Here is a 24,729-nt window from a genome sequence, read left to right as displayed (position 1 = left end):
TTCCCGTATACAGCCATGCGCCGAAGCGCGGCAACTAGCAGAACCTTGGCCCCTACAGGGCATCGCAGAATGATTGCGCCTCGGCAACACCAAGCGTGCCCTCGTATACGGCACGACCCGTGATAACACCCTCGATGGACTGTGCCACCTGGGCAAGGTTGCGCAGGTCGTCCATGTTGGTCACGCCGCCGCTGGCGATGACCGGGTTGCCGAATACGCGCGACATACGTTCGTAGGCTGATGCATCAATGCCCGTCTGCATGCCATCGCGCGAAATGTCGGTGTACACCAGGTGCTTGAACCCAGCGGCAGCCACTTCGGCTACCAGCTCTTCAGCAGGCACGCCCGCGCCTTCGCGCCAACCCTGGATGGCCACTTCCCCACCGCGCGCATCGATGCCCGCGCACAGCAGATCGCCAAACGTGCCAATGGCCTGCTCGGCGAACTCCTTGTCGACCACCAGCGCGCTTCCCAGAACCACGCGACTCACACCCGCATCGTATAGGCGCTGCACGGCAGCCATATCGCGAACGCCGCCGCCGTTTTCCACCTTGAGCGACGTTGATTCGGCAATACGCTCGATAAGGGCCAGATTCTCCTGCTTGCCCGAACGCGCCCCGTTCAAGTCGACCACGTGCACCCACGTAGCGCCCGCGTCTTCGAAGCGCTTGGCCTGTTCAACAGGGTCCTCGTTATAGACCGTCACGCGATTGTAGTCACCCTTCGCCAGGCGCACAGCACGACCGTCAAGAATGTCGATGGCGGGAAGCAGGTACATGGCTATCCTTCCTTTACGATGCTCAGGAAATTGCGGAGCACGGCCAAGCCGGCATCCGACGATTTCTCGGGGTGGAACTGCACGCCATACGCATTACCACGCTGCACGACGCTGGGGAACGCAACCGAATGCTGGGTCATGGCAACCGTGCAGTCGTTTTCGCAGGCAATGTAGCTGTGGGTGAAGTAGAAGTACTCGCCCGCAGGAATGCCCGCAAGCAGGCGGCAGTCACCCCAATTGGCCCCTTGAACGGGTTCGATGGTATTCCACCCCACGTGGGGAACCTTGTAGAATGCGCCCGCCTCGTCATGCGAGGGCATGCGATCCACAACACCCGGGATGACGCCCAAGCCAGGTTCCGTAGGGTTGCCCCCTTCGGTGCCCTCGGCGAAAAGCAGATGCAGACCCAAGCAGATGCCCAAAAACGGCACGCCTTGGGCAATGCGCTCGCGAATGACTTCCATCTGCCCGCTTTGTAGCATGGAAGCGGAAGCGTCGGCGAACGCACCCACGCCCGGCAATACGATGGCCTGGGCAGATGCAATACGCGCGGGGTCGGAAACGATTTCCGCCTCCCCGCCTACGGCAGCAAGCCCGCGCTGGACGCTCTTCAAATTCCCCTTGCAATAATCGACGACCGCGATCATGTGAACTCCTTGGCAAAACGAACGCTATAGGGCGCCCTTGGTGGAGGGCAGCACGTTGGCAATGCGCGGATCGATGCGTGTGGCCTGGCACAGCGCGCGACCCGCGGCCTTGAAGGCAGCCTCGATGATGTGATGCGCGTTCTCTCCCGCAAGGCTGCGCACGTGCAACGTAAGCCCCGCATTGCTAGCCAGCGCGATGAAGAATTCCTTCGCCAGCGAGGTATCGAACGTGCCGATGATCTGAATGGGCAGGTCGACAGCATAGTGCAATTGTCCTCGACCCGAGATATCGATAGCCGCAAGCAGAAGCGACTCGTCCATGGGAACGAAACTGTTCCCAAAGCGCACAATGCCGCGCTTGTCGCCCAGGGCCTGCGCAATGGCCTGGCCAAGCACGATGCCGCAGTCTTCCACGGTGTGATGCGCATCGACTTCGATGTCGCCCTTGGCGCGCACCTTCAAATCGAACAAGCCATGACGGCCAAACGCGTCGAGCATATGGTCGAAGAAGGGCACGCCCGTCTGAATGTCGGTAACGCCCGTGCCATCCAAGTCGATGGTGATATCGATATCGGTTTCCTTGGTGGTGCGCGTAACGTGCGCCACGCGAGTGCCTTCAGCCACGATCGACCCCTCTCTATGCCAGAATTGTCTGCAAAGCAGCGATAAGCCTATCATTTTCCTGGGGCATGCCTACGCTTATGCGCAGGCACCCAGCGGTGAGCGGGCCCGCGCTGAAGTCGCGCACAAGCACGCCCCGTTCATACAGGCGCTCCCACACGGTAGAGGCGTCCTGCTCGAAACGCACGAGCAGAAAGTTCGCCGCACTCGGATACACCGTAACGCCCGGCAGAGCCTGCAATTCCGAGACAAGGCGAGCACGCTCGGCGACAACGAGCGCAATGCCCTCGTCGAACGAGGCGCGATGCCGCACTACCTGCAGCGCGATGGCCTGCGAAACGGCATCGACCGAATACGGCTGACGCACTTTCGTGAGCTCGGCCACAACCGCCGACGACGCAAGCAGGTACCCCATGCGCACGCCCGCAAGGCGATATGCCTTGGAAAACGTATGCAGGATGACCAGGTTGTCATACTTCGCAAGCAACGGCTCGGCACTGGCTTCGCGCGGCGCGAATTCCATGTATGCCTCGTCGACCAGCACCAATGCATCGGTGGCCTGCAGCAGGCGCTCGATGAACGCAAGGGGCGCCACATCGCCCGTGGGATTATTTGGGCTGGTGATGACCACCATACCCACATCGCCCCGCGAAGCACGTTCGACGACCGCGTCCTGGTCGATGGAGAAATCGGCCCGACGCGGAACATCGATGACCTGCGTGCCGGTAAGGCGCGCGTTGGCCGCGTATACGCTGAACGTGGGCGGCACGTTCAGAAGCGCATTGCCCTCGCCACCCCAGGCCAAAGCCAGGTCGAACAGCAACTCGTCGCCGCCATTGCCGCAAATAACCTGGTCAGGCTCCACGCCATGCCATTCGGCAATGGCCTGACGCAGCTCATTGGCCATGGGGTCGGGATAACGATTGAACGCCATGCGCGCGATTTCCCCTTCGATGGCCTGCCTTACATCGGCGGGAACATCGAACGTAGTCTCGTTGGCGTTGAGTCCCACCTGCGCAGGCAGGTACTTCGGGTCATAAGGCTCGACGCCGCGAAGCAGGGAATTCGAAGCGCGCAGCTTAGCCACGATTCAGCTCCTGCAGACGCAGGCGCACGCTTTCCGCGTGGCTCCACAGACCCTCGCGGTCGGCGATGGCGACGATGGCGTCACCGTCGTCGGCGAGCGACTGACGCGTGTACTGGATGACGCTGGAGTGCTTCATGAAGTCCATGGTGCCAAGCGGGCTGCTGAACTTCGCGGTGCCGCCAGTGGGAAGCGTGTGATTCGGGCCGGCCACGTAGTCGCCCACGGCCTCGGGAGTCCACTCGCCCAGGAAGATGGCGCCCGCGTTGCGGACGGCACCCAGCTGGCCCATGGCGTTGGCGATGTGCATTTCCAGGTGCTCGGGAGCAATGACGTTCACGGCGCCCATGGCCGTTTCCATGTCGGGGCATACCACGATGAGACCCTGGTCACGCAGGCTTGCCGTGGTGATGTCGGCACGCGTGCTGCGCTTCATGTGCTGCTCGATGTTGGCTTCCACCGCATCGGCATATGCGGCATCGAAGCACACCAGGTAGCAGCTGGCCAGCGGATCGTGCTCGGCCTGGGCCATGAGGTCGATGGCAACCATCTTCGGGTCGGCCGTTTCGTCGGCCACTACGCAAACCTCGGAGGGACCGGCAATCATGTCGATGCCCACATCGCCCATGACAATCTTCTTGGCCGCCGCAACGTATGCATTGCCAGGACCCGTAATCTTGTTGACGGGCTCGATGGTTTCTGTGCCATACGCCAGTGCGGCAATGGCCTGAGCGCCACCAATGGAGTAGATCTCGCTTACGCCGCAGATGCGACACGCTTCCAGAACGGCCGGATCGAGCGAACCGTCCTTCGTGGGAGGCGTAACGCATACGATGCGCTCCACGCCTGCCACCTGGGCGGGAATGGCGTTCATGATGACGCTGGAAGGATACAGGGCGCGACCGCCGGGAACGTAGATACCCACGGCCTCGATGGGCGTAAGCTTGCTGCCAATAAGCGCGCCGTTGGGACGCACGGCGAACATGCTTTCCTGCAGCTGACGCTCGTGGAACTCGCGAACCTGGTCGGCGGCGTGCTGGAGGCTCTTCGCCAGATTGGGGTCGAGCGTAGCCAGAGCCGCATCGATGGCCTCCTGGCTTACGCGGAAGCTCTCGAGTTCGACGCCGTCAAAGCGCGCGGTGAAATCGCGCAGCGCAGCGTCGCCGCCTTCGCGCACCGCATCGACGATGTCGGTGGCAGCCTTCAGGGCCTGGGCATTGAAGGCGCTCGTGCGCTTCAGGTGGCCGTTATTGAACTTTTCTCCCGCATTCAGCACTACACGTCGCATGGGTCACTCTCCTTCTACTCTGCGATGTTGGTTTTCAACGTTGTGGCTAGGCGCAACACGCGTTCGTCCATGCGGAACGCGCAAGGGTTGGCAAAGAAACGGGCGGTGGATTCCATGACGTCGTCCACCACTTCCAGGTTGTTCTCACGAAGCGTGGTGCCCGTGGCGGTGATGTCGACGATGCGGTCGGACATGCCAATGAGCGGGCCCAATTCGATATTGCCGTGCAGGCGAACGATTTCCACCTGCTGGCCAATGCGGTCGTAATACGCCTTCGTGATGTTGGGGTACTTGGTGGTAACGCGGATGCTACCCAGTTTGCGATAGCGCTCTTGCACTGCGGGCGTTGCACCCTTGGGCTGCGCCACCACGAACTTGCATGCGCCGTATTGCAAATCGACGAGCTCCACCACGTCGGGGCTTGCCTCGACCAGGCTATCGCGACCGCAGATGCCGCAATCCGCGGCGCCCATGGCCACGAAAACCGGAGCATCGGTAGGACGCACGATGATGTAATCGACACCCGGGTTGCTAATGATGAGCTGACGGCCAGGGTCTTCCAAGCCGGAAGTATCGAGGCCGGCTTGCGCCAAGACGCGAATGGTGTCGGCATTGAGCGAGCCCTTCGGCACGGCAATGCGCAAGGGGCGGCTGGCTCCCGCTTGCCCCGCAAGCGCGGCCATGACCTGCTCCAAGTAGAACGCGAAGCCCCCAGCGGGAAGCGAATCGCCATCGTAGGAGGCAAGCATGCCGTCGTAGCGGCCGCCGCTTCCCAGGCTTGCGCCCATGCCGGGCACATACGCCTCGAAGACGATTCCCGTGTAATAGTCGAACGAGCTCATGATGCTGAAGTCAATGAGCAGCGCGTCTTCCATGCCCTGTTCGCACAGAATGTCGAACGTACTGGCCAAATCGGCCAGACCGCGGGCGCACCCCAGCGGCTCGGCAAGCTGACGGGCGCGCTCGATGGCGTCACGCCCACCGCGGATGAACGGCAGCTGGGCAATGGCGCGCGCGAACGCCGTGGGAACCTCGGGCAGTGAGGTCAGGCGATCGAGCTCGATGAAATCGGATGCGTGGTACGCTTCGAGCACCTGGTTCTTCCAGGCGCCATCCGCAGGGCAGGTTTCCAGCAGCGCGCGCAGGACGCCCACGGTGCCAAGCGCAATCTTGAACTCGTTGAGCCCCGCAGAACGCAGCGCCGATGCGAACAGCCCCACTATTTCAGCGTCAACCTGCGGCCCCTCGATGCCCAGGCATTCCAGGCCGATCTGCGTGAGCTCGCGCGAAGCGGCCTGTTGATCGGCCTCGCGGAACACTCGCTGCGTATAGCGAAAGCGGAAAGGGCCCGCCTGACCGCGCAGACGCGTTGCGCACATGCGCGCCACCTGCATGGTCACGTCGGGACGCAGGGCGAGCAGATCGCCCGAAGCGTCGAAGAGCTTGAAGGGCAGAGACGGAATGCGCCCCGCGGCGCGCAGGACATCCATGCGCTCGAGGGACGGGGTCTCGATGGGCGCGTAGCCATGCTCCGAGAACAACGCCTGAACCCGACTGTTGATCTGTTCGCGCTGCAGCGCTTCTTCGGGCATAACATCGCGCAATCCCGCCGGCGTGACGTAATTCATGTCATCCCCACCTTTCGCTTGGCCCATGCACCAGTATACTGGTCGCTCTTCTTCCAAATCCGCTCATTTTTCTGAGCGGATTATTGATAACAGGTTTCTGACCTGGCCACTTTAGTACGGTAAAGTGCTAAAGTGTTAGGGGTATTATACAATACGGCGCGAAAAAGGGAATACCTTGTCAAAATGCGCACATAGCAAGGGGCGGCCACGCAATCGCGCAGCCGCCCCTTTAGCGCATATGGAAGATTCGCTATTCGTAGCGCTCGTCGTACACGCGCTTGCTCTTCTTCTCGCTGCGAGGCAGCAGGCCCAGCTCGACGATCTTCACCAGCGGCGTAAAGCCGATGCGGCTCTTCACCTCGGCGGCAATCTGCTTGCCCAGCTGCGCGAAGTCGACTTCGCCGCTTACCGCCTCAACATACAGACGCATGGTGTCGCGGCCGTCCAGGTGCGAAATGCGAATCTGATACTCGCTCGAAGCGCCGTCGAACGCGGAGAGCACTTCCTCGATCTGGCTGGGGAACACATTCACGCCATGAATCTTCATCATGTCGTCGGAACGCCCCGAAATGATGTCGAGTCGCACGTCTTCGCGGCCACAGGCACACGTGCCGGGCACGATGCGCGAAAGGTCGTGCGTGCGGAAGCGAATAAGCGGAGCGCCTTCCTTCTGCAGCGTGGTGAGCACGATTTCACCCCACTCGCCATCGGGAAGCACCTCGCCCGTTTCCGGGTCGATGATTTCCACGTACACGTAGTCGTTGAACACGTGCATGCCATCGTTTTCCGGGCAGCTAATGCCAATGCCGGGGCCGTAGATTTCGGTAAGGCCATACACGTCGTAGAGTTCGATGCCCAGGATTTCCTGAATGCGCTCGCGCGTCTTGGCACCCCAGCGCTCGCTGCCGATAACGCCCTTGCGCAAGTGAATCTGGTCCTGAATGCCACGCTTTTCGATTTCCTCCGCAAGCAGCAGGGCATAGCTGGCCGTGGCGCACAGAACCGTGGACTTCAGGTCGATCATCATCTGAATCTGCTTGTTCGTATTGCCCGGGCCCATGGGGATGGCCATGGCACCCAGCTTCTCGGCGCCATTCTGGAAGCCGATACCAGCAGTCCACAAGCCATAGCCAGGCGTGATGTGAATGCGATCGCGGTTCGTGATGCCTGCGATTTCATAGCAGCGCTTGAACATCTCGCCCCAGTCGTCCACGTCCTTGGCGGTATAGGGAACGATGACGGGAGTGCCCGTGGTGCCGCTGCTGCTGTGGATGCGCACGATCTGCTCTTCCGGCACGGCAGCCAGTCCCAGCGGATACGCCTCGCGCAAGTCGGCCTTCTCGCTGAAGGGAAGCTTCTCGAAATCGGCCTGGGTCTTTATGCTGGCCAGATCGATGCCCTCGAACTTCTTCGCATAGAACGCGGAACGATCTTTGAGGTTCTCGAGCTGCTTGGCAAGCAACGCGAACTGGTCGGAGGTCATTTGCATAGCCTGATCATCGCCTTGGTCTATTCGACGCCCGAAAGCGCCTGGTTCGTCAGTTCAATTGCGGAACAGTTTAGCGCAATAAAGCGCTCCTTCACGCACATTTCCAGTGCGCGCGTCAATTCGTCCAGGTCAATGGCATCGCCCAGCCCCGCCTGACAGCTGCGGGAACTTATGACGGCAGCGGCAAGCATGACCACATTCGCCACCTTGCGGCTACCCACCGCATCGCAGATGGCAGCCTCGTCGACCTGCACGAAATGGGCCGCATGGGAGCGCAAGTGGGAAAGCAGCTCACCCGCCTGATAGACATCGCCCGCCAAGCTGGTAGCCACGGAGGGAATAGGCGTGGAAGCGCAAACCATAAGGCCATTGGGCGCCAAATACGGAAGAGCGCGCACGCCCTCGCCCGGTTCGAGCGCAATGACAAGGTCGGCCTGGCCATGCGCCACGAGCGAGGAGTGAATCGCCTCGCCATTACTGCCCATACGAATGTGCGACGTTACGTTGCCGCCTCGCTGCGCCATGCCGATGGTTTCGGCGGTACGCACCTGCCAGCCGCGATTCTGCGCGGCTTGGGCGAGAATCTTCGCAGCGAGCACCGAGCCCTGGCCGCCAATACCAGCAATAAGCACGTTAAGCATGCTACTTTGCCCCCTTCCGAAATGCGGCGAAGGGCACCTGGCCAGCCTCGCGCACGGGGGAAGCAATAGCCTGCACGGGGCAGGCATCCACGCACAGACCGCATCCATAGCACAGAGTAGCATCGATGCGCATTACACCATCACGCCAGGTCATAGCAGGACATCCAAGCGTAGTAAGGCACTTTCTGCACCCAATGCACGCCGATTCGTCTACCGTGGCAGGCGCTTCGGGACGCACGAGCTGCATGCAAGGCGATTCGAAGATGATGGCCGACGGCCCCGGAAAGTCAATAGCTTCCCGCGCAGCCTCCATAGCCTCTTCGGCATAAAGCGGATTCGCCCGCACGATGCATTCCACGCCCAGCGCATGCAACACCTCGGCGATGCTGATGGGCTTGGTCTTTGGCCCCATGAGCGTTTGCCCCGTTCCAGGATGCGGCTGGGAACCTGTCATGGCCGTAGTGGCGTTGTCGAGCACGCACACGGTAATGTCGTGCTGGTTGTAGACCGCATTCGCGACACCCGTAATGCCACTGGCGAAGAACGTGGAGTCGCCCACGAACGAAATGCACTTCCTATCAGGCTCGGCCACGGCAAAACCCTGCGCCATGGTAATGCCCGCACCCATGCACAGGCAGGTATCGATGGCCTCAAGCGGCTTCGCATTGCCCAGCGTATAGCAACCGATATCACCGCAGAACACGGCAGGGCGCTTCCCCACCGCACGCTTCACGGCATAAAACGCGCCACGATGCGGGCAGCCCGCGCACAACACGGGCGGGCGCATGGGCGGCTGAATGGCCTCAGGCGCCTCGTTCGCACTTTCCATCGGGGATTCTTCGGGGCGCGCATCGTCCGCCGCGAGGAACGCGCGCAGGCGAGCGAGCGCGTCGTCGATGCCATTCTCGCCACGATCGAGCGTGCGACCATCGAGTTTGCCATGCACGGCATACGGTAGATGATGCTTGCCCGCAAGCTTCAGGAACTCGTCTTCGAGCACGTGATCGAGCTCTTCGAAGACGATGATTTCCTGCAGGCCCTCTGCAAACTGCAGCGCCTTCCCTTCGGGGAACGGAAACGGCGTGCCCACATGCAGAAAGCGATATTCCGGGCTAGGCTTACCCGCATGTTGGGCTTCGCCCTCCAGCATGGCAAGCGCATCGCGCACGTACGCGCTACTTACGCCGCCGGCAACGATACCTCGCACGGGAGCGCTCCCCCGCTGCTCCATCTGGTTGAACGCGCCCCCAGACTGCTCTTCGGCAATGGCGGCAAGGCGCTCGTTGATTTCCCCATGAGCTTGGTAGGCGCGACGCGGAAAGATGATCCACTTGTCGCTGCGCTGGAAACCGCCTTCGGGAATGGGGCGTGCATGCGTTTCCGCGGGCACGTCGAAAAACGTGCTCGCATGATTCACGCGCGTAGTGGGGCGCACGATGACGGGCGTGCCATACTTTTCGGAAACCTCAAAGGCCTCCTTCATCATGGCATAGCCCTCATCGGGCGTACTGGGGTCGAACACGGGCACCTTCGCAAAGTTCGCGTAGCGACGCGTGTCTTGTTCTGTCTGGCTGGAAATAGGACCGGGATCGTCGGCCACGAACAGCACAAGGCCCCCGCGAATGCCCACGTAGTTCAAACTCATGAGCGCATCGCTGGCAACATTCATGCCCATCTGCTTGCACGTAAACAGGCAACGCGCGCCGCTCATGGACGCGCCAGCCAGAAGCTCGAGCGCCGCCTTTTCGTTGGTGGACCATTCCACGTGCACGCCCTGCGCAACGCCCGCGGAATGCAGCTTCGCCACCGTTTCCACGAGTTCGCTGGACGGCGTGCCCGGATACCCCGCTACGACGTTCACGCCCGCCTCGAGGGCAGCATACGCGAACGCCTCGTTGGCCATGAGCAGCTTAGCTGGCATCTGCCATGTCCTTCTTGTAGGCAGCCATCTGCGCACGACGCTCGTCATCGCCCGTGCCCAGCATCTGGAGCGCGAGGATGGCGGCGTTCTTGGCGCCGTTGATGGCAACGCAAGCAACGGGCACGCCACTGGGCATCTGCACCATAGAGAGCAGACTATCCAGGCCACCCAGATCGCTCGTCTTCATGGGGACGCAAATGACGGGGCACGGCGTGTAAGCGGCAACGACGCCACCCAGGTGAGCAGCCTTGCCAGCTGCGGCGATGATCACGCGGATACCGCGCTCCTCGGCCGTGGACGCCCATTCGTGCACTTCGAGCGGCTTGCGATGAGCGCTTGCCACCTTTACCTCATAGGGAATGCCGAATTCGTCGAGCTGCTTCATGCATGCTTCCATGGTGGGCATATCGCTGTTGCTGCCCATGATGATGCCTACGACGGGCGTTACGTCTGCCATGCGCTATTCTCCTTCGCCAGAATGTAGATACTGCCTGCCATTCTAGCATTGCAAGGCACTCCAGCGCGCGAAAGTGCGACGTATGGAGACAGGCTCCAAACCATACGGCGTAACCCTACGCGTATCGCCTAGAACCCCTGCGCGAACGGAGCAAGATCGGTATTGAAATCGGCGCCAAGAAGGCAATGGGAAAGGCCCACGTGCACGGCAAGAGCGAACAGAACGACATACAGCACCGCAACGACGAGTGGCAGTGCAACGCGCACGATGGCGTCAACGCCCTCCGCGGCACGATGCGCCCATCGGCTCGACACTGCACGGACCAGCCAAGACAGCCCTCGAGACGCAAGACGAACGCCGCATACGGCAAAGATCATCACCGGAACGAATGCCGAATAAAGATAGCGCCCCTGCGGCTCGTAATCAGCCGACCAAGAATAGTAAACCGCAAACGCCACCGCAAAGAGCACGCTTGCCACAAGCGCAAGCGGGAGCAGAAGCCTTCCCCGCACGGCGATCGTTTTGGAACCCGCCACTCCCAGAATCGCAAGCAAGACAACAACACCATATGCGCCGTACATGGCATTGGGAAGCATGTGCTTCATATAGCCAAACAAACCGAAGAAGCTGTAGAACGTCCACTTCCACCAGATGATTTCGCCCCACGGCTCGAACAGCATCTGCCCCACGGACCAACCCAGGTTCCGCGGCGTTACGTGGTCGCTTGGCTTGAAGCCCACTTGCGCGCACGCCTCCGCCAGTTCGTTGCGGGGCCCGAATCCAAAGATATCGCCCTGGTAGATAAACGCGTTGCGCACGTAATACCAGCCGCCTACGAGCATCGCCACGGCGAAAACCAGCAACGCAAGCGCAAGCAGACGCTTCACGGAAACTTGCTCCCGCGCATGCGCGCGAAACGCGCTCACGCCATACACGACGATGGAAAGGACGATGAACCCGAAGCCAAAGTAATACGTAATGGCGCACAGACCGATTCCCAGACCCAGCAGCGCGCAGGTCTTCACATCCCATCCGTCCTGCAGACCTCGCACCCAAGCCAAGATGATCACGGCGCACGCAAGCGCCGAAGGAACGTCGTTATTGAGATACGAGGACATGAACGCGAATTGAGGAGTAAAACCCACGAACACGGCAAGCAATACGGCATACACGGGACTATCGAAGAGACGCCGCCCGATACGAAGCGTCACCCATATGCATATGCCACCGCACAAGACGTTCACCAAACGCACGACGATGGTGAGCACGATAAGGTCGTGGGTAAACAAGGAGGCAATCGCCAGAAATGGAACGGCCACCAACGAAGGGCCATATGCCGTATACGCGTATGAAAAGCCCCAGATAGGATTGACGATAGAAGGTTCGGGGCCCAGCGGAAGCGTTCCATTCTGAAGGATGAACAGGGAAAGCGCCTCGCGAAGGGGCTCGTCGGGCGTTTCGTACGCGCTCAGCGACAAGGCGAACGACAAGTACACCAACGTGCAGATAACGGGAAGCGCGACGTCCACAACGCGCGACTCGAAAACGGAATTCAAGCGGCAGAGTACGCTCGTGCCCTTACGCGAACCTCCCTGCATTATGACTAGCCCCTATACTCGCGCGCGCTTGAATCCCACGTACGTCGCTCGACCAGATAGCGGGGACGGCGCTTGACCTCCAGATACACTTTGCCCAGATACTCTCCGATAATGCCAACGCTCACAAGCTGGATGCCGCCAATAGTGCAAATGATACACACCGTCGAAGACCAGCCGGAAATCGTGGAACCCAGGAAAAAGGATGCAATTGCCCAGATGACGCCCACAAGGCCAACGAGGCTGAAGATGATGCCGAGCATCGACACGATGCGCACGGGCTTGATGGAAAAGCTCGTGATGCCATCGAAGGCAAGGTGGAGCATCTTCCTAAGAGGGTAATGGCTCTCGCCGGCAACGCGCTCGTCGCGCGTGTACTCAACCGTGCTATGGGGCAGTCCCACAAGCGGCATAATGCCTCGCAGGTATAGGTTCACCTCGCCATATTCGGCAAGCCCGTCGAGGGCCCGTGCGCTGAGCAGGCGATAATCGGCGTGATTGTATACGGTTTCAGCGCCCATGGCATTCATGAGACGGTAGAAGAACTGCGCCGATCCGCGCTTCATACGCGTGTCGGAATCGCGATTCGAGCGCACGCCATATACGACATCGTCGCCATCGAGGAACCGCAGGACCATCTCGTCGATAGCATTGACGTCATCCTGGCCATCGCAGTCGATGGTCACCACCGCATCCACCTTGCCACGCGCTTCCATCATTGCGCAGAGCAGCGAGTTCTGATGTCCCCGATTGCGGCTCTGCTTGATTCCTATCACGCGCGGGTCGGCCTGCGAGGCCTCCTCGATAAGGCGCCATGTATTATCGCGCGAGCCGTCGTCGATGAAGCATACACGGCTCTGACGAGAGATGAGATCGCGTTCTACAAGTTCGTCGATCTTGCGTGTAAAGGTCTCGAGCGAATACGGAAGGACGTCCTCTTCGTTATAGCAAGGCGAAATTATCCAGATAATGGGCTTGGCGGCCATACCATTCCTTCCCGCACCCAGCGTCGCGCAATGCGCGGACCCCTAGCACCAACAAACGTGAATATCATAATTCAACATCGAGCGCGGGGCTCCACGAACCCTGGCAAACAGCCCGATACCGTAGCTTCGCCATCGTGGCTACAGACCGTACCAGCCAATACCCTCGTCGTTCCAACCAAGCGCAACCAATCCGTCGCGCTCTTCGACGCTCATGGTGTAGTGATGCGAACCCGTTTCGGCATTGGGGTTGTACAGGCGATAGAGCGGCGTGGTCTGCGCGGTGTCGGAATGCCAACCCACACCCTCATAGCGCCAGCCAAGCCCGATCAGCCAGTCGCGTTCTTCCGCGCTCATGGTGTAGTGATGATCGCCGCCATTGGGGTTGTACAGGCGATACACCTCGTAGCCGCTCGAAGGAGCGTTCCAGGCAACACCCTCGTACGTCCAGCCGCACACTACCAGATTGTCGCGCTCGGACGAGCTCGCAGTATAGAAATGCTCGCCGGAATTGGGATTGTACAGGCGGAACATGGACCCCGATTCGCACGAGGGGAAGTTCACGCCCAAGTACACGTACCCCAAGAAGCTGCCATAACCACGCGTACTCGCAGATTCCAGGTCTTCCCTGCTCATAGTGGTAATTTGGCAGTAGCCATGTTCGGAACCGGCACTGCTCATGCCGCCTTCGCTAATGGTGTAAGTGTCACCCGAAACATTTTCGATAACCAGCACGTGATCGGTAAAGCACGCAAGCGCCTTGCCCGTGGGAACCGACGTTCCGGTCGAAAAGCCATAGTCGGCATACTTTGAGTAATACCAATTGCTGCCGCTCCAAATGGTCACGTCGATGCCGGTAAGATCGCAGATGCGCGCGCTGGCAAACCAAGCGCATCCCTGCGTGCCATAGGCATATTCGCCTGAACGCTTCGTGGCGAAATAGGCATACGGATCGGAATTGATGTCGATGGTAATACCATCGAGCCCATTGTTCAGAATGCCCGCGGACGCGTTGGCATGCGCGGAAGACGGCGTGGTCGAGGCAAAGACCAAACCGCAAACAAGAATACAGGCTGCCAGCATCGCCACGAGGCGATTACGCTGCGCTGGCCGCACGTGCTTAGCGTACAGTACCTTCATGCGTCGACTCTTCTTTCATTTAGGGTGCATGTGTAGTCGGCGTTTAGCAACTTCGGAAACTGTAGCGTTAACGGTTAGCCGACCCGAATGACCAGAGCATTATTCAGAGACGCACCAAACAGTCTTCACATGCGAACACCATATGTTGTGGAACGAAAACGAATCACAACAAAAGCAATTCCGATGCCGCCGCATGCAAAAACGCCCGCATACCCAAGGCATGCGGGCGTTGAACGCTATGAGGGCAATGTGCCTATGGGTGCTTACGCCGTGGGAGCGCTGCCTTCGCTGGACTCGCCTTCGGCAGGAGCACTCTGAGGCTGCGCCGGCGCGCTCGCCTCTTCCGCTGCGGGAGCGGGAACGGCCGGGGCCTCGACGACAGGGGCGGCAGGTTCCGCAGCCGAAGCTTCAGGCGCAGGAGCTGCCGGGGCCTCGGGAGCAGGAACCACCACGGGAGCCGTAGCAACCACGGGCGTGGTGGGAGCAACCTGAGGAGCAGGCTGCGCCGCCGGGGCTTCCTGCTGTGCCACGGGAGCGGCTGCAGGCTGGGTCGGCTGAGCAACGGGAGCGGCCTGCGTGGGCTGAGCCTGGGGCTGCTGCACGGGCTGGGCCTGAGGCTGCTGAGCCTGATAGGGCTGCTGGTACGTCTGGTACGGAGCCTGCTGCTGAGCCTCAAAGGGCATGGGGTCGGCCTGAGCACCCCACTGGGCAACGTCGAACTGACGCGTCCAATAGCCCAGCGCACGGGCGGTGAGGATGGCCATGAACGAATCGAACACGCAGCAAATGTACACCAGAATGATGATGAACACGAACAGAATGCCCAGCATAGGCAGAATGGCAGACAGAACGGCAGCAAACTGGTTCGACCCCGTAACGCTATACGGATACGAGTAATCGTAGTACGGAGAACCGCCCAGGGAAGCGATCTGAGGCGCAACCGATGCGAAGCAGATTGCAAACACGATCATGCTCAGGACGAACAGGATAATGCCGAAGATAAGACCAAAGATGAGGTTCATGCCGAAGATGCGGAAGAGGCCACCGCCATCGCGACGCATCATCTTCCAGATCTGGCCAAACTGAAGACCCGCGCTGATGTTGTCGTAAATGGAAGCGCGCATCGAGCCCACCCAGGTAAAGAACATAGCGGCGAACGTAGCCACCAGGTAAATCAGGTAGAACAGCATGGAAAAGCCTGCTGCGGCACCGGCGCCGGCATTAACGCCATAGGACGCGTACGACGCAACCGAAGAGGTGGCGGAAAGTACGTCCGAGATGATCAGGAAGACCATGGGGACGAGCGAAATCACCAGCGCAACCAGGAAAAGGAACCAACCGCGGCGGTACAGCTTGCCGTCTTCGTTTGCGAAAATGCGCGCGGGAAGCGGCTTATGCACGTTCCACGCGATATCACGCGCCCAGCCATACGCATAGCCAAGCAGCACGATCTGGCCGAATACCGGCACGAACTGAAGCAGCGCGAGCAAGCACATCTTGCCGAACCACCCTTGCGTGGACTTGATATCCGCCCATGCGGTAGAAAAGTATCCTGCCTGCATGTAATAACTCCTATCCTTGCATCTACAGGTGCGCCTATTATAAACAATTGTCTCCTAACTCGGTATTTCCGCGGCAAAGATACTACAAGTTGAGTAGGAACGGGGACTTGTTTGTTCAAACGGAGCAGCCAGGCAGGAGCCAAAGGCAAAATGGGCAAAATCGAGGACCGTTTTTGCAAAAATGTCGCGTTTTACACACGAATAACCCCTGTTTTGTCTCTCTGATGGACCGAATGACGCCATCCCCCATACCCGAATCAGCGTTTCCCCAGGTCGCTTTTTTCATGCGGCAGCTCGGGTGCCGACCAATGTGTAATACGCGACATTTTTTACATTTTGCCGGCCGATTCTGCCCAAATCGCGCGCAGGCCTCGCCCGCCGCTGTCGCGGCGCTCGGCCCCGAACGCGCCGCTGGCGCGTTCGCCCTTCGCAGGGTTCAAGTCCCTACGGGGTTTACGGACGTGAAAAAGGCCCCATTGCTGGGGCCTGCACGATCATGGTGGTCGGAGGGGGACTTGGGCGCGTTCCTTCGGAACCCGCAGGCCTCGCCCGCCGCTGTCGCGGCGCTCGGCCCCGAACGCGCCGCTGGCGCGTTCGCCCTTCGCAGGGTTCAAGTCCCTACGGGGTTTACGGACGTGAAAAAGGCCCCATTGCTGGGGCCTGCACGATCATGGTGGTCGGAGGGGGACTTGAACCCTCGGCACGGGGATTTTCAGTCCCCTGCTCTACCAACTGAGCTACCCGACCAGTTATGTGACGCCTCATCGAAGCGCGAGTTGAAATTATACCCATCACCCCGCAGTCGGTCAAGCGGGATTTTTCGTTCACGAAGCGCACACGATTAGCAGCATCTACGCGCCCATGAACAAGGGAGCAACGGCAACGCCCTACCCTCGCGGAGCATCCTCTATGCCACCGGTGGACGCTAACACGAAACGACGGTTCTTCTCATAGAACTCCATAAGGTCGCGCAATGCGCTTTCCGAAAGCCCCACCACGGGAAAGTCGTCGACGATCTCGACATTCACGCGGGCATCGCACAAAGCGCCCAGGCTATCCTGGACTTCTTCCATGGCAACGGACACATCCGCGGCGTCGGCCGTAAGCATGTCGGCAAACTGGGTGGCCGCATAGCGCACGCGCTTGGCGCGCTTGCGCACCGTATGCGTTTCCTCAGCGTCTTCGATATGCAGAGCCCCCAACCGTGCATAGATATCGGAAACCATGCCATTGAAGCGCTTCTGCACAATACCCGCAGGAAGACCGCCCCACGAATACTGCCGCTTCCATTCGATACGATTCACCTCTGCCGATACGCGGCTAAGACGCTTGCGCACCTTCTTGCCGTGGAGCTGGCGATACACTCTGCCCCGCTCGTCATTGCGCTGGATGTTCACCGCGCTCAGCAGGCCCTGGTCTATGCCCTCCTGTTCGGCAAGCTCCGCATAGAGCACGTCAAGCTCGCGCAGACGCGACGTCAGCCGCACAACCTCGCGCAGATCATCCTGCATGGACGCATTCTGCCCCTTCTTCTGGAAGGGGCGCACGAACGCAAGCAAACTGCGAAACGTGCGGATGGACACGCGAAACTTGTGCATCGTCTCCACATCGGAAGGGTCGGCCAAAAACGAGATAAGCCGCTTGTGAACCGTCTCGTTTGCGGACTTCAGCTTGTGCTCCATCTCGATGAGCGTCTTCCAGCGCTTTGCCTCGGGACCCTGCACGAACCACAGCAAACGCGTATCGGGCTCTTGTTCCACAGCGGCATGCGCAGACCAGGAAATGCGGATTGCCGCCATACCACCCGTAGCGAAAGGCAGATGAACGCCCGTCAGGCGCTCGGCGATGTCTTCGATCATGGGGTTATGGCCCACGGCATACACCACGCGCGATGACGTGTTGCGCAGCTCCTCCAGGAACATATCCTCGTTCTGCCCCAGCAAGGACGTGCAAGGGCGCATCTCTGGCTCGATGGGCAAGCCCTCGTTCTGCAGCGAAGCAAGCAGCTCTTCGGCCGTGCCCACCGCACGCTCGGCGGGACTCGTCCAGATTTGCGCGGGCTCCAGAACCACGCCCTCGAAATCCAAACGACGGGCTACAAGCGGCATATGCGCACGCAAGGCGCGCCTTCCCGCTTCGGTAAGCTCGCGCTGTTCATCGGGTATGTCCTGGTTTCGCGTTTGCGCTTTCCCATGCCGCACAAGCACGAGTATCTTATCCATGAATCATTGTCCCATCGAGGCTCATTCCGCCGCGTCATCACTGGAAACGCGACCGGCAAACGAACGATACACAAGGAAATGATAAAGCAAGACCAGCGGAAGGCCAATGCACGTGATGACCGTCATGGCACCCAGCGCAGCGTCGCTGGAAGCCGCACTCTCCACTGTGATGGACAACGCTGCATCGGTTGCCGGAACGATATTCGGGAACAACGTCGTGGCGGTCAGGGCCACCAGCCCCACGCATGCAAGACTCGAAAGAGCAAACTGGACAAGGTCGCTCGCATTGCGCAGAAGCATGCACGCCACGAGGGGCAACACGATTACGCAGACGCATGCGATACGCGCGGCAAAAGGAACACTACCCGCTGCAGCCGAGGCGCCAAGCGTAAAGTACGCAAGAGTTGCCAGGCCGAATACCACCAACACAGACAACGCAAGCGTCTTCCGCAACGCGACGGCGAGACTATGCAACCTGCCAGGCTGCGTCTTCAGCGCAATCCACGCCGCGCCCTGAAGCAAGCACTGGGCAAGGCCCAGCACGCCACACACCAGCGCAAACGGATTGAGCAAGGCAAAGAACCCGCCCGTATAGTCGCCATTGGCATTCAAAACGATGCCCTCGATGACGTTTCCCACGGCCACGCCGAACAAAAGCGCCGGAAGCAAGCTGCCCACGAAAAACAGGGCATCCCAGATATGCGCATTGCCCTTGTCATGAGCGTAGAGCTCCAAGGACACGGCACGCACGATCAGGCCAAACAGAACCAGCATGATGGCCAGGTAGAACCCCGAGAACGTGCATGCATACGCAGGCGCGAACGCGGCAAACAACGCGCCACCCGCCGTAAGCAGCCAAACCTCGTTGCCATCCCAAACCGGGCCGATAACGCGACGTAGCAACGCCTTCTCGCCGTCGCTCTTGCCCAGAAATGGGTAAAGCACGCCCACGCCCAAATCGAAGCCATCCAGCACGAAGTACCCCGCGATGAGAACGAAGATGAGAATGAACCAGAGAACTTGAAGGAACGTCATGGCTAGTTCGCCCCCTTTGCCTCGGACGATTCTATGGCGGCGGTGACGGGACCCTCCTTGATGATGCCCAGAGCAACGCGCAGGTACATCACCAAAATGAAGGCATACACCAAGACGAACAGGGCGATGGTGATGAGCAGCTGCGTGGCGTCAACCGACTGGGAGATCGCATCAGCGGTTCGCAGCTCCTCCCAAACGATCCATGGCTGCCTGCCGACTTCGGTTACCATCCAACCCGTCTGGATGGCGACAAACGGAAACAACGGCGCAAACATGAGCGCCTTGAGTAACCCGCGTGAGGGTTCCGCGCCCTTGCGAACGCGCAGGGTGGCCACCAGGGAAAGAATGATCCACACCCCAATCGCGCCAAACATGGCAACCATGAGGTGGTACGCCTGAAAGACGATTTGCACGGGAGCCGTCTCGCCATATTTAGCCTGCACCTGATGAAGACCAATATACGAGGTGGAAGGGTCGCCCGACGCCAGAATGGACGTCATGCCCCCAATGGGAACCTCGATGCCGACCACCGTCTCGTTTGCCTCGTCGACCCAGCCGAAGACGTACATTCCCACGGGGCCCTCTTCATATTGACCTTCCATGGCGGCAAGCTTTTCGGGCTGCTCGTTGGCAACCACCACAGCCTGCTGATGCATCGCGGGGATCATGAGAACGCAGGCGACGATGGCGACAACCGTGCCCGTTGCCAGGGTCTTCTTCCCGAAGTCACCCTTGCCATTGCGCATATGGTAAGCGCCGATGGCAATGGCCACGAATGCGCCCATGATGATGAGGGCGATGATGGTGTGTGCATAGCGCGCCACCACCGAGGGATTGAACGCCGCAGCCCAGAAATCGGTGAGAACGGCCTTGCTGCCATCGGCGGCGATCTCATATCCCGCAGGAGTCTGCATCCACGAATTGGCAATGAGAATCCACAACGCCGAAAGCAGTGACCCAGCCCACACCAGCCACGACGCGACTAGATAGAACTTCGGGGATACTTTGTCACGACCAAAGAGCACCACGCCCAGGAAGGTGCTTTCCAGAAAGAAGGCGAACAAAGCCTCTGCCGCCAAGGGCGCGCCAAAGATGTCACCCACGAAGCGCGAGTAGTCGGCCCAATTGGTGCCGAAGGCGAATTCCATGGTAATGCCCGTAGCTACGCCCACTGCAAACGTGGTGGTAAAGAGCCTGACCCAGAAACGCGCCGAAGCCTGGTCGGCTGCATCGCCCGAACGATACGCGCGCGTTTGCGCAAGCGCCATGATCAGGCCCAAGCCAATGGATAGCGGCACAAACAAGAAGTGATATGCCACGGTGAACGCAAACTGGAACCGCGACAAGACGACAACGTCCATCCCTACCCCCTTCACCCCACCTGGATGCTACCGTTCAGATTATCACGAAATCTGCACAATTCATACGGGTAAAAATGAAAACGGCGTAACGGATAACCGTTACGCCGCAAAAGGCAACCCTATTGAAGCCAGCGCTAGAGAAGAGGCGAACCCACCGAAATCTCGGGAGCGGCGGCGCAATTCTTGCCGTCGCCGAAGATGAGATCGCGCTCGAAGCCGGTAAGCTTGGCACGCGCCTGGTCGCGCAGGTTATTCACACCGATGAAGAACTGGCGCATCATGGCAACCAGCAGGTAGCGGCCCTTGGGGGAAAGCGTGATCTCGTCGCTGTTGTTGACGTCGAAGGCGCCCACGGCCGACATGAAGGCCATTTCGGCCGGCAACCCACGCTCGACCGACATGCCGAAGTCCTCCTTGAACTGCTTCTTGTCGAGGCGCAGGCCAAAGAGCTGCATCATAAAGCGGTAGCGCATGCGATTGTGCAGCGAGAACGTCTGCTCGTCTTTCACGGAAAGCTTGCCCGCAGGAATGAGCTCGTTGTAATCGGTAACGCTGAAGGTGTTCACGTACAGCTTGCCATTCAGATACGTAATGCCACCCGAACCAAGCGCAGGGTATTCCTCGTAGTCGACCACGTATTCGTCGATCATGTCGCCCGCGGAGCGATCGAACGTCCAGGCGCTCGACATGTCAAAGCCACCTTCGGTAAGGGCATGCCAGATGATGTCGTAGTAATGAGCCTCGCGGCTATAATCTACCGCACCCACCGTAGCAGCAAGCGAGCGTTCCACCGAGGGAGATGCCATGAGCGGATAGAACGTGGTCTGCGTCGCACCGCTTTCCAGCACGTAGGCCAGATCAGTAATGAGCATTTCCTCGGTCTGCGCGGGGAAGTTGAAGATCATGTCAACGTTCATGGATTGGAAGTACGGCGAGGCAACCTTGATGCGCTCGAAGATCTCTTCGTTGGTACCGTACTTTTCCAGACGCCCCATCTGCTTGAGCAGCCCATTATCGAAGCTCTGCACGCCCACGGAAAGGCGCTGCACGCGACCTTCCAGCTTTTCCAGGTATTCCGGAATGAGGTGATTCGGATTCGTCTCGCTGGAGACTTCCTTGATGGAGAACATCTCGCGAGCCAGGTCGATCGTCTTGCAAAGCTCGTCGATCATGATGGTGGGCGTGCCACCGCCAATGTAGACGCTATCGAAGTCGTAGCCCTTGTCGGCAAGCATACGCATTTCGGTGCGCAGGTTCTCGAAATACGGCTTTGCGCGATCCTCGGCAAAGGGGAATCGATTGAACGAGCAATACGGGCACAGGCGCTCGCAGAACGGAATATGCATATAGAGCATATAGCGCTTACCCGGCTGAGGGCCCGGAATGTCGTGCTCCTTGCACGGGGAGAGTTTCAGGAAGTCATCCATGCATCCACGAATGACACGTGAGAGAATTCGTTCTTCGAGCATTGCCAATCCTTTTCACACACAGGGGACGCATACGCGTCCCCTCAATTACTCTGAGTACCCCCCTATGATGCGGGCTAGTCCCAGGAAGCGCGCCCCGCTGCGGCTTTCGCGCCAATGTCGGTGCGCAGCTGCTTGCCCTCGAAGTTGATGCAGTCGCATGCCTCGTACGCACGCTCGCGCGCCTCTTCGAACGAGCTGCCCAGGGCAACGACATTCAGCACGCGACCGCCGTTGGTAATCAGCTCGCCATCGGTGTTGAACGTGGTGCCCGCATGGAACACCGTAACGCCCGGAAGCTGCTCGGCTTCGTCAATGCCCAGAATGACCTTGCCCTTCTCGTAGGCGCCAGGATAACCCTGGCTGGCCAGAACCACGCACACGGCCCATTCCTCGCGCCAGGAAAGTTCAATTTCCTGAGGAGCGCCCTTGGCAACGGCCTCCATGATGCTCACCAGGTCGCCCTGGAGACGCGGAAGGATGACCTGCGTTTCGGGATCGCCGAAGCGGGCGTTGAACTCCAGGACCTTCGGGCCCTGGGGCGTGAGCATGAAGCCGCCGTAGAGCACGCCACGGTAATCCTGCTCAAACGGCTCGCGCGCCGTAGCAGCCGCAGCATCCTCCATGACCTTCGTCATGGCAGCGAGCTCTTCGTCGGTAACGATGGGCACAGGAGAGTACACGCCCATGCCACCCGTGTTCGGGCCCAGGTCGCCATCGTAGGCGCGCTTGTGGTCTTGCGCAGTGGCCATGCAGAAGGCCTTGCCGCCGGAAACGAACGCCAGCAGCGAGCACTCGGGGCCCGTAAGGCATTCCTCGACGACGACGCGGCTGCCAGCCTCGCCAAAGGCACCGGTGAAGCAGCTGCGCACGGCATCGACGGCGGTTTCCACGTCGCCCGCCACGATAACGCCCTTGCCCGCGGCCAGGCCATCGGCCTTCACCACGATGGGAGCGCCCATGTCGCGCACGTACTGCTCGGCCGAAGCGGCGTCGGTGAACGTGCCATACGCGGCCGTGGGGATGTTATTGTCCAGCATGAAACGCTTGCTATACGTCTTGCTACCCTCGAGCTGGGCACCCTGAGCGCTGGGGCCAAACACGAGCACGCCCGCCTGGCGCAGCACGTCGGCCACACCCGCTACGAGCGGAGCCTCGGGGCCAATGACCACCATATCGATATCGTGATCGCGGCAGAAGCCAACCAAGGCATTGCCATCGGTAATGTCGAGGCCGGAAACGTTTTCGGCTACCTGGGCCGTGCCACCATTGCCGGGAGCAGCATACAGGGTGCTGCAACGCGGCGAACGAGCAAGCGCCCAGCAAATGGCGTGCTCGCGTCCACCGGAACCCAGTACCACGATGTTCATGTTGTTAGCTCCTTCTTTCATTCACGATAATAGGTGAACATACCACACGGCTTCGTTCCGCAGGGAAACGAAGCCGTTTCAATTACTTCGACTGCCAGCCGCGGAAGATCGTCTGGTCACGGTCGGGGCCTACGGCGATGATGCTCATGGGCACGCCAACCTTTTCCTCGAGATAGGTAACGTAGGCCTGGGCGTTTTCGGGCAGCTCCTCGAAGGAACGGCAACCGGTGATGTCCTGCCCCTTCCAACCGGGAAGCTCTTCGTAGATGGGCTTCACGTGGTTGGGATAAAGCGCCGACTGCTGCATGGGGAAATAATCGTACGTCTTGCCGTCGGCCTCGTAGCCCACGCACACCTTGATGGTGTCGAACGCGGAAAGCACGTCGAGCTTGGTGAGCGCCATGTCGGTGAGGCTATTGCAATCGGCCGCGTAGCGAGCGATAACCGAATCGAACCAACCACAGCGACGCTTGCGACCCGTGGTAACGCCGTACTCGCCGCCGATTTCGCACAGGGCCTCGCCGTCTTCGTCGAACAGCTCCGTGGGGAACGGGCCGCTGCCCACGCGCGTGATGTAGGCCTTCGAAATGCCAATGACGCGGTCGATAGCCTTCGGGCCCACGCCCGTGCCGATGCATGCGCCGCCAGCGCAGCAGCTGGAGCTGGTAACGAACGGATACGTACCATGGTCGATGTCGAGCAGAGTTGCCTGCGCGCCTTCGAACAGGATGTTCTTGCCCTCGGCCAGCGCAGAGTTCAGCAGCTGAGCGGTCTCGGCCATATGGGGTCGAATAATCTCAGCATACGGAAGGTACTCGTTGCAGATCTGGTCGACCGTGTAGGGAGCCATGCCGTACACCTTTTCCAGAATCTGGTTCTTCAGCTCGAGCGCCGTTTCCAGCTTCTGGCGGAAGATATGCTCGTCGAGCAGGTCCTGAATGCGGATGCCCGTGCGGGCGGCCTTGTCCTGATAGCAGGGGCCAATGCCGCGGCGGGTCGTGCCGATTTCGTTCTTGCCCAAGCGCATTTCGGAAGCGCCATCAAGGTCGATGTGATAGGGCATGATGACGTGCGCATCGCAGGAAATGACCAAATGCTCGCAGGAAATGCCCTGCGCCTCGAGCTTCGCCATCTCATCGACGAGCACGCGCGGGTCGACCACGACGCCGTTGCCGATAACCGGCGTGATCCCCTCGTACATAACGCCCGAAGGAATAAGATGCAGCGCGAGCTTCTTGTCACCATGGATTACCGTATGGCCGGCGTTGTTGCCGCCCTGGTAGCGAACGACGTAATCGAAATCGCGCGAGATGAGATCGGTGATTTTGCCCTTGCCTTCATCGCCCCACTGGGCGCCGACGAGCACGGTGCTGGGCATGATACTTCCTTTCCTCAGAAGAAAATGCGGGATGCGTTTCGCGAGCGCCCCAAACACCTGCGT

Annotated in this window: 20 protein-coding genes and 1 tRNA gene; all 21 read right to left on the bottom strand. The window is 59.9% G+C overall.

Going from position 1 to position 24,729, the window contains the following annotated elements:
- Positions 1–52 precede the first annotated feature (52 nt).
- Entirely contained in the window at positions 53–778 is a 726-nt protein-coding gene (gene hisA, locus AAY81_RS01780) for a 1-(5-phosphoribosyl)-5-[(5-phosphoribosylamino)methylideneamino]imidazole-4-carboxamide isomerase (protein WP_066660658.1), read from the bottom strand.
- Between the two features lie 2 nt (positions 779–780).
- Positions 781–1,425, bottom strand: a complete 645-nt coding sequence (hisH, locus tag AAY81_RS01775) for an imidazole glycerol phosphate synthase subunit HisH (protein ID WP_066660656.1) — start codon at positions 1,423–1,425, stop codon at positions 781–783.
- Positions 1,426–1,449: 24 nt separating this feature from the next.
- Positions 1,450–2,049, bottom strand: a complete 600-nt coding sequence (gene hisB, locus AAY81_RS01770; RefSeq protein WP_066660654.1) for an imidazoleglycerol-phosphate dehydratase HisB — start codon at positions 2,047–2,049, stop codon at positions 1,450–1,452.
- Between the two features lie 13 nt (positions 2,050–2,062).
- Positions 2,063–3,133, bottom strand: coding sequence for a histidinol-phosphate transaminase (hisC, locus tag AAY81_RS01765; protein ID WP_143117376.1), 1,071 nt, complete (start codon positions 3,131–3,133; stop codon positions 2,063–2,065).
- The gene (gene hisD, locus AAY81_RS01760; RefSeq protein WP_082867798.1) at positions 3,126–4,418 is read right to left on the bottom strand and encodes a histidinol dehydrogenase; all 1,293 of its coding nucleotides are present in this window, start codon (positions 4,416–4,418) and stop codon (positions 3,126–3,128) included. Before hisD ends, hisC begins: the two co-directional genes overlap by 8 nt.
- 14 nt (positions 4,419–4,432) lie before the next feature.
- Positions 4,433–6,046, bottom strand: a complete 1,614-nt coding sequence (gene hisZ / locus AAY81_RS01755) for an ATP phosphoribosyltransferase regulatory subunit (RefSeq protein WP_066660650.1) — start codon at positions 6,044–6,046, stop codon at positions 4,433–4,435.
- Between the two features lie 250 nt (positions 6,047–6,296).
- Positions 6,297–7,535: a phenylacetate--CoA ligase family protein gene (locus AAY81_RS01750; RefSeq protein ID WP_066660649.1), complete on the bottom strand. Its 1,239-nt coding sequence runs from the start codon at positions 7,533–7,535 to the stop codon at positions 6,297–6,299.
- A gap of 20 nt (positions 7,536–7,555) precedes the next feature.
- The gene (locus tag AAY81_RS01745) at positions 7,556–8,176 is read right to left on the bottom strand and encodes a 2-oxoacid:acceptor oxidoreductase family protein (protein ID WP_066660647.1); all 621 of its coding nucleotides are present in this window, start codon (positions 8,174–8,176) and stop codon (positions 7,556–7,558) included.
- Position 8,177: 1 nt separating this feature from the next.
- Positions 8,178–10,097 carry an indolepyruvate ferredoxin oxidoreductase subunit alpha gene (gene iorA / locus AAY81_RS01740; RefSeq protein ID WP_066660645.1) on the bottom strand — a complete coding sequence of 640 codons (1,920 nt, stop codon included), beginning with the start codon at positions 10,095–10,097 and terminating at the stop codon, positions 8,178–8,180.
- Positions 10,087–10,554, bottom strand: coding sequence for a 5-(carboxyamino)imidazole ribonucleotide mutase (gene purE / locus AAY81_RS01735; RefSeq protein ID WP_066660643.1), 468 nt, complete (start codon positions 10,552–10,554; stop codon positions 10,087–10,089). Before purE ends, iorA begins: the two co-directional genes overlap by 11 nt.
- A gap of 128 nt (positions 10,555–10,682) precedes the next feature.
- On the bottom strand, positions 10,683–12,152 hold the full coding sequence (locus tag AAY81_RS01730) for an ArnT family glycosyltransferase (RefSeq protein WP_066660641.1): 1,470 nt from the start codon (positions 12,150–12,152) through the stop codon (positions 10,683–10,685).
- A 5-nt stretch (positions 12,153–12,157) separates the two neighbouring features.
- On the bottom strand, positions 12,158–13,135 hold the full coding sequence (locus tag AAY81_RS01725; protein ID WP_066660640.1) for a glycosyltransferase family 2 protein: 978 nt from the start codon (positions 13,133–13,135) through the stop codon (positions 12,158–12,160).
- A 138-nt stretch (positions 13,136–13,273) separates the two neighbouring features.
- Entirely contained in the window at positions 13,274–14,272 is a 999-nt protein-coding gene (locus AAY81_RS10575) for a CHAP domain-containing protein (RefSeq protein ID WP_205630838.1), read from the bottom strand.
- 263 nt (positions 14,273–14,535) lie between these two features.
- Positions 14,536–15,834, bottom strand: a complete 1,299-nt coding sequence (locus AAY81_RS01715) for a DUF4013 domain-containing protein (protein WP_066660638.1) — start codon at positions 15,832–15,834, stop codon at positions 14,536–14,538.
- A 671-nt stretch (positions 15,835–16,505) separates the two neighbouring features.
- Positions 16,506–16,581, bottom strand: a tRNA-Phe gene (locus tag AAY81_RS01710).
- Between the two features lie 140 nt (positions 16,582–16,721).
- On the bottom strand, positions 16,722–18,056 hold the full coding sequence (locus AAY81_RS01705) for a CHAD domain-containing protein (protein WP_066660635.1): 1,335 nt from the start codon (positions 18,054–18,056) through the stop codon (positions 16,722–16,724).
- 21 nt (positions 18,057–18,077) lie between these two features.
- The gene (gene cydB / locus AAY81_RS01700; protein ID WP_066660633.1) at positions 18,078–19,091 is read right to left on the bottom strand and encodes a cytochrome d ubiquinol oxidase subunit II; all 1,014 of its coding nucleotides are present in this window, start codon (positions 19,089–19,091) and stop codon (positions 18,078–18,080) included.
- Between the two features lie 2 nt (positions 19,092–19,093).
- Entirely contained in the window at positions 19,094–20,452 is a 1,359-nt protein-coding gene (locus tag AAY81_RS01695; RefSeq protein ID WP_066660631.1) for a cytochrome ubiquinol oxidase subunit I, read from the bottom strand.
- 134 nt (positions 20,453–20,586) lie between these two features.
- Complete coding sequence (locus AAY81_RS01690; protein ID WP_066660629.1) at positions 20,587–21,921, bottom strand: coproporphyrinogen III oxidase family protein; 1,335 nt, start codon at positions 21,919–21,921, stop codon at positions 20,587–20,589.
- A gap of 74 nt (positions 21,922–21,995) precedes the next feature.
- Complete coding sequence (gene purD, locus AAY81_RS01685) at positions 21,996–23,288, bottom strand: phosphoribosylamine--glycine ligase (protein ID WP_066660628.1); 1,293 nt, start codon at positions 23,286–23,288, stop codon at positions 21,996–21,998.
- A gap of 82 nt (positions 23,289–23,370) precedes the next feature.
- Positions 23,371–24,666 carry an adenylosuccinate synthase gene (locus AAY81_RS01680; protein ID WP_066660626.1) on the bottom strand — a complete coding sequence of 432 codons (1,296 nt, stop codon included), beginning with the start codon at positions 24,664–24,666 and terminating at the stop codon, positions 23,371–23,373.
- Positions 24,667–24,729 lie beyond the last annotated feature (63 nt).

Source organism: Denitrobacterium detoxificans (assembly GCF_001643775.1).
Lineage (GTDB): Bacteria > Actinomycetota > Coriobacteriia > Coriobacteriales > Eggerthellaceae > Denitrobacterium > Denitrobacterium detoxificans.
The sequence above is the reverse complement of the archived record's forward strand: the minus strand, read 5'-3'. Positions and strand labels throughout refer to the sequence as shown.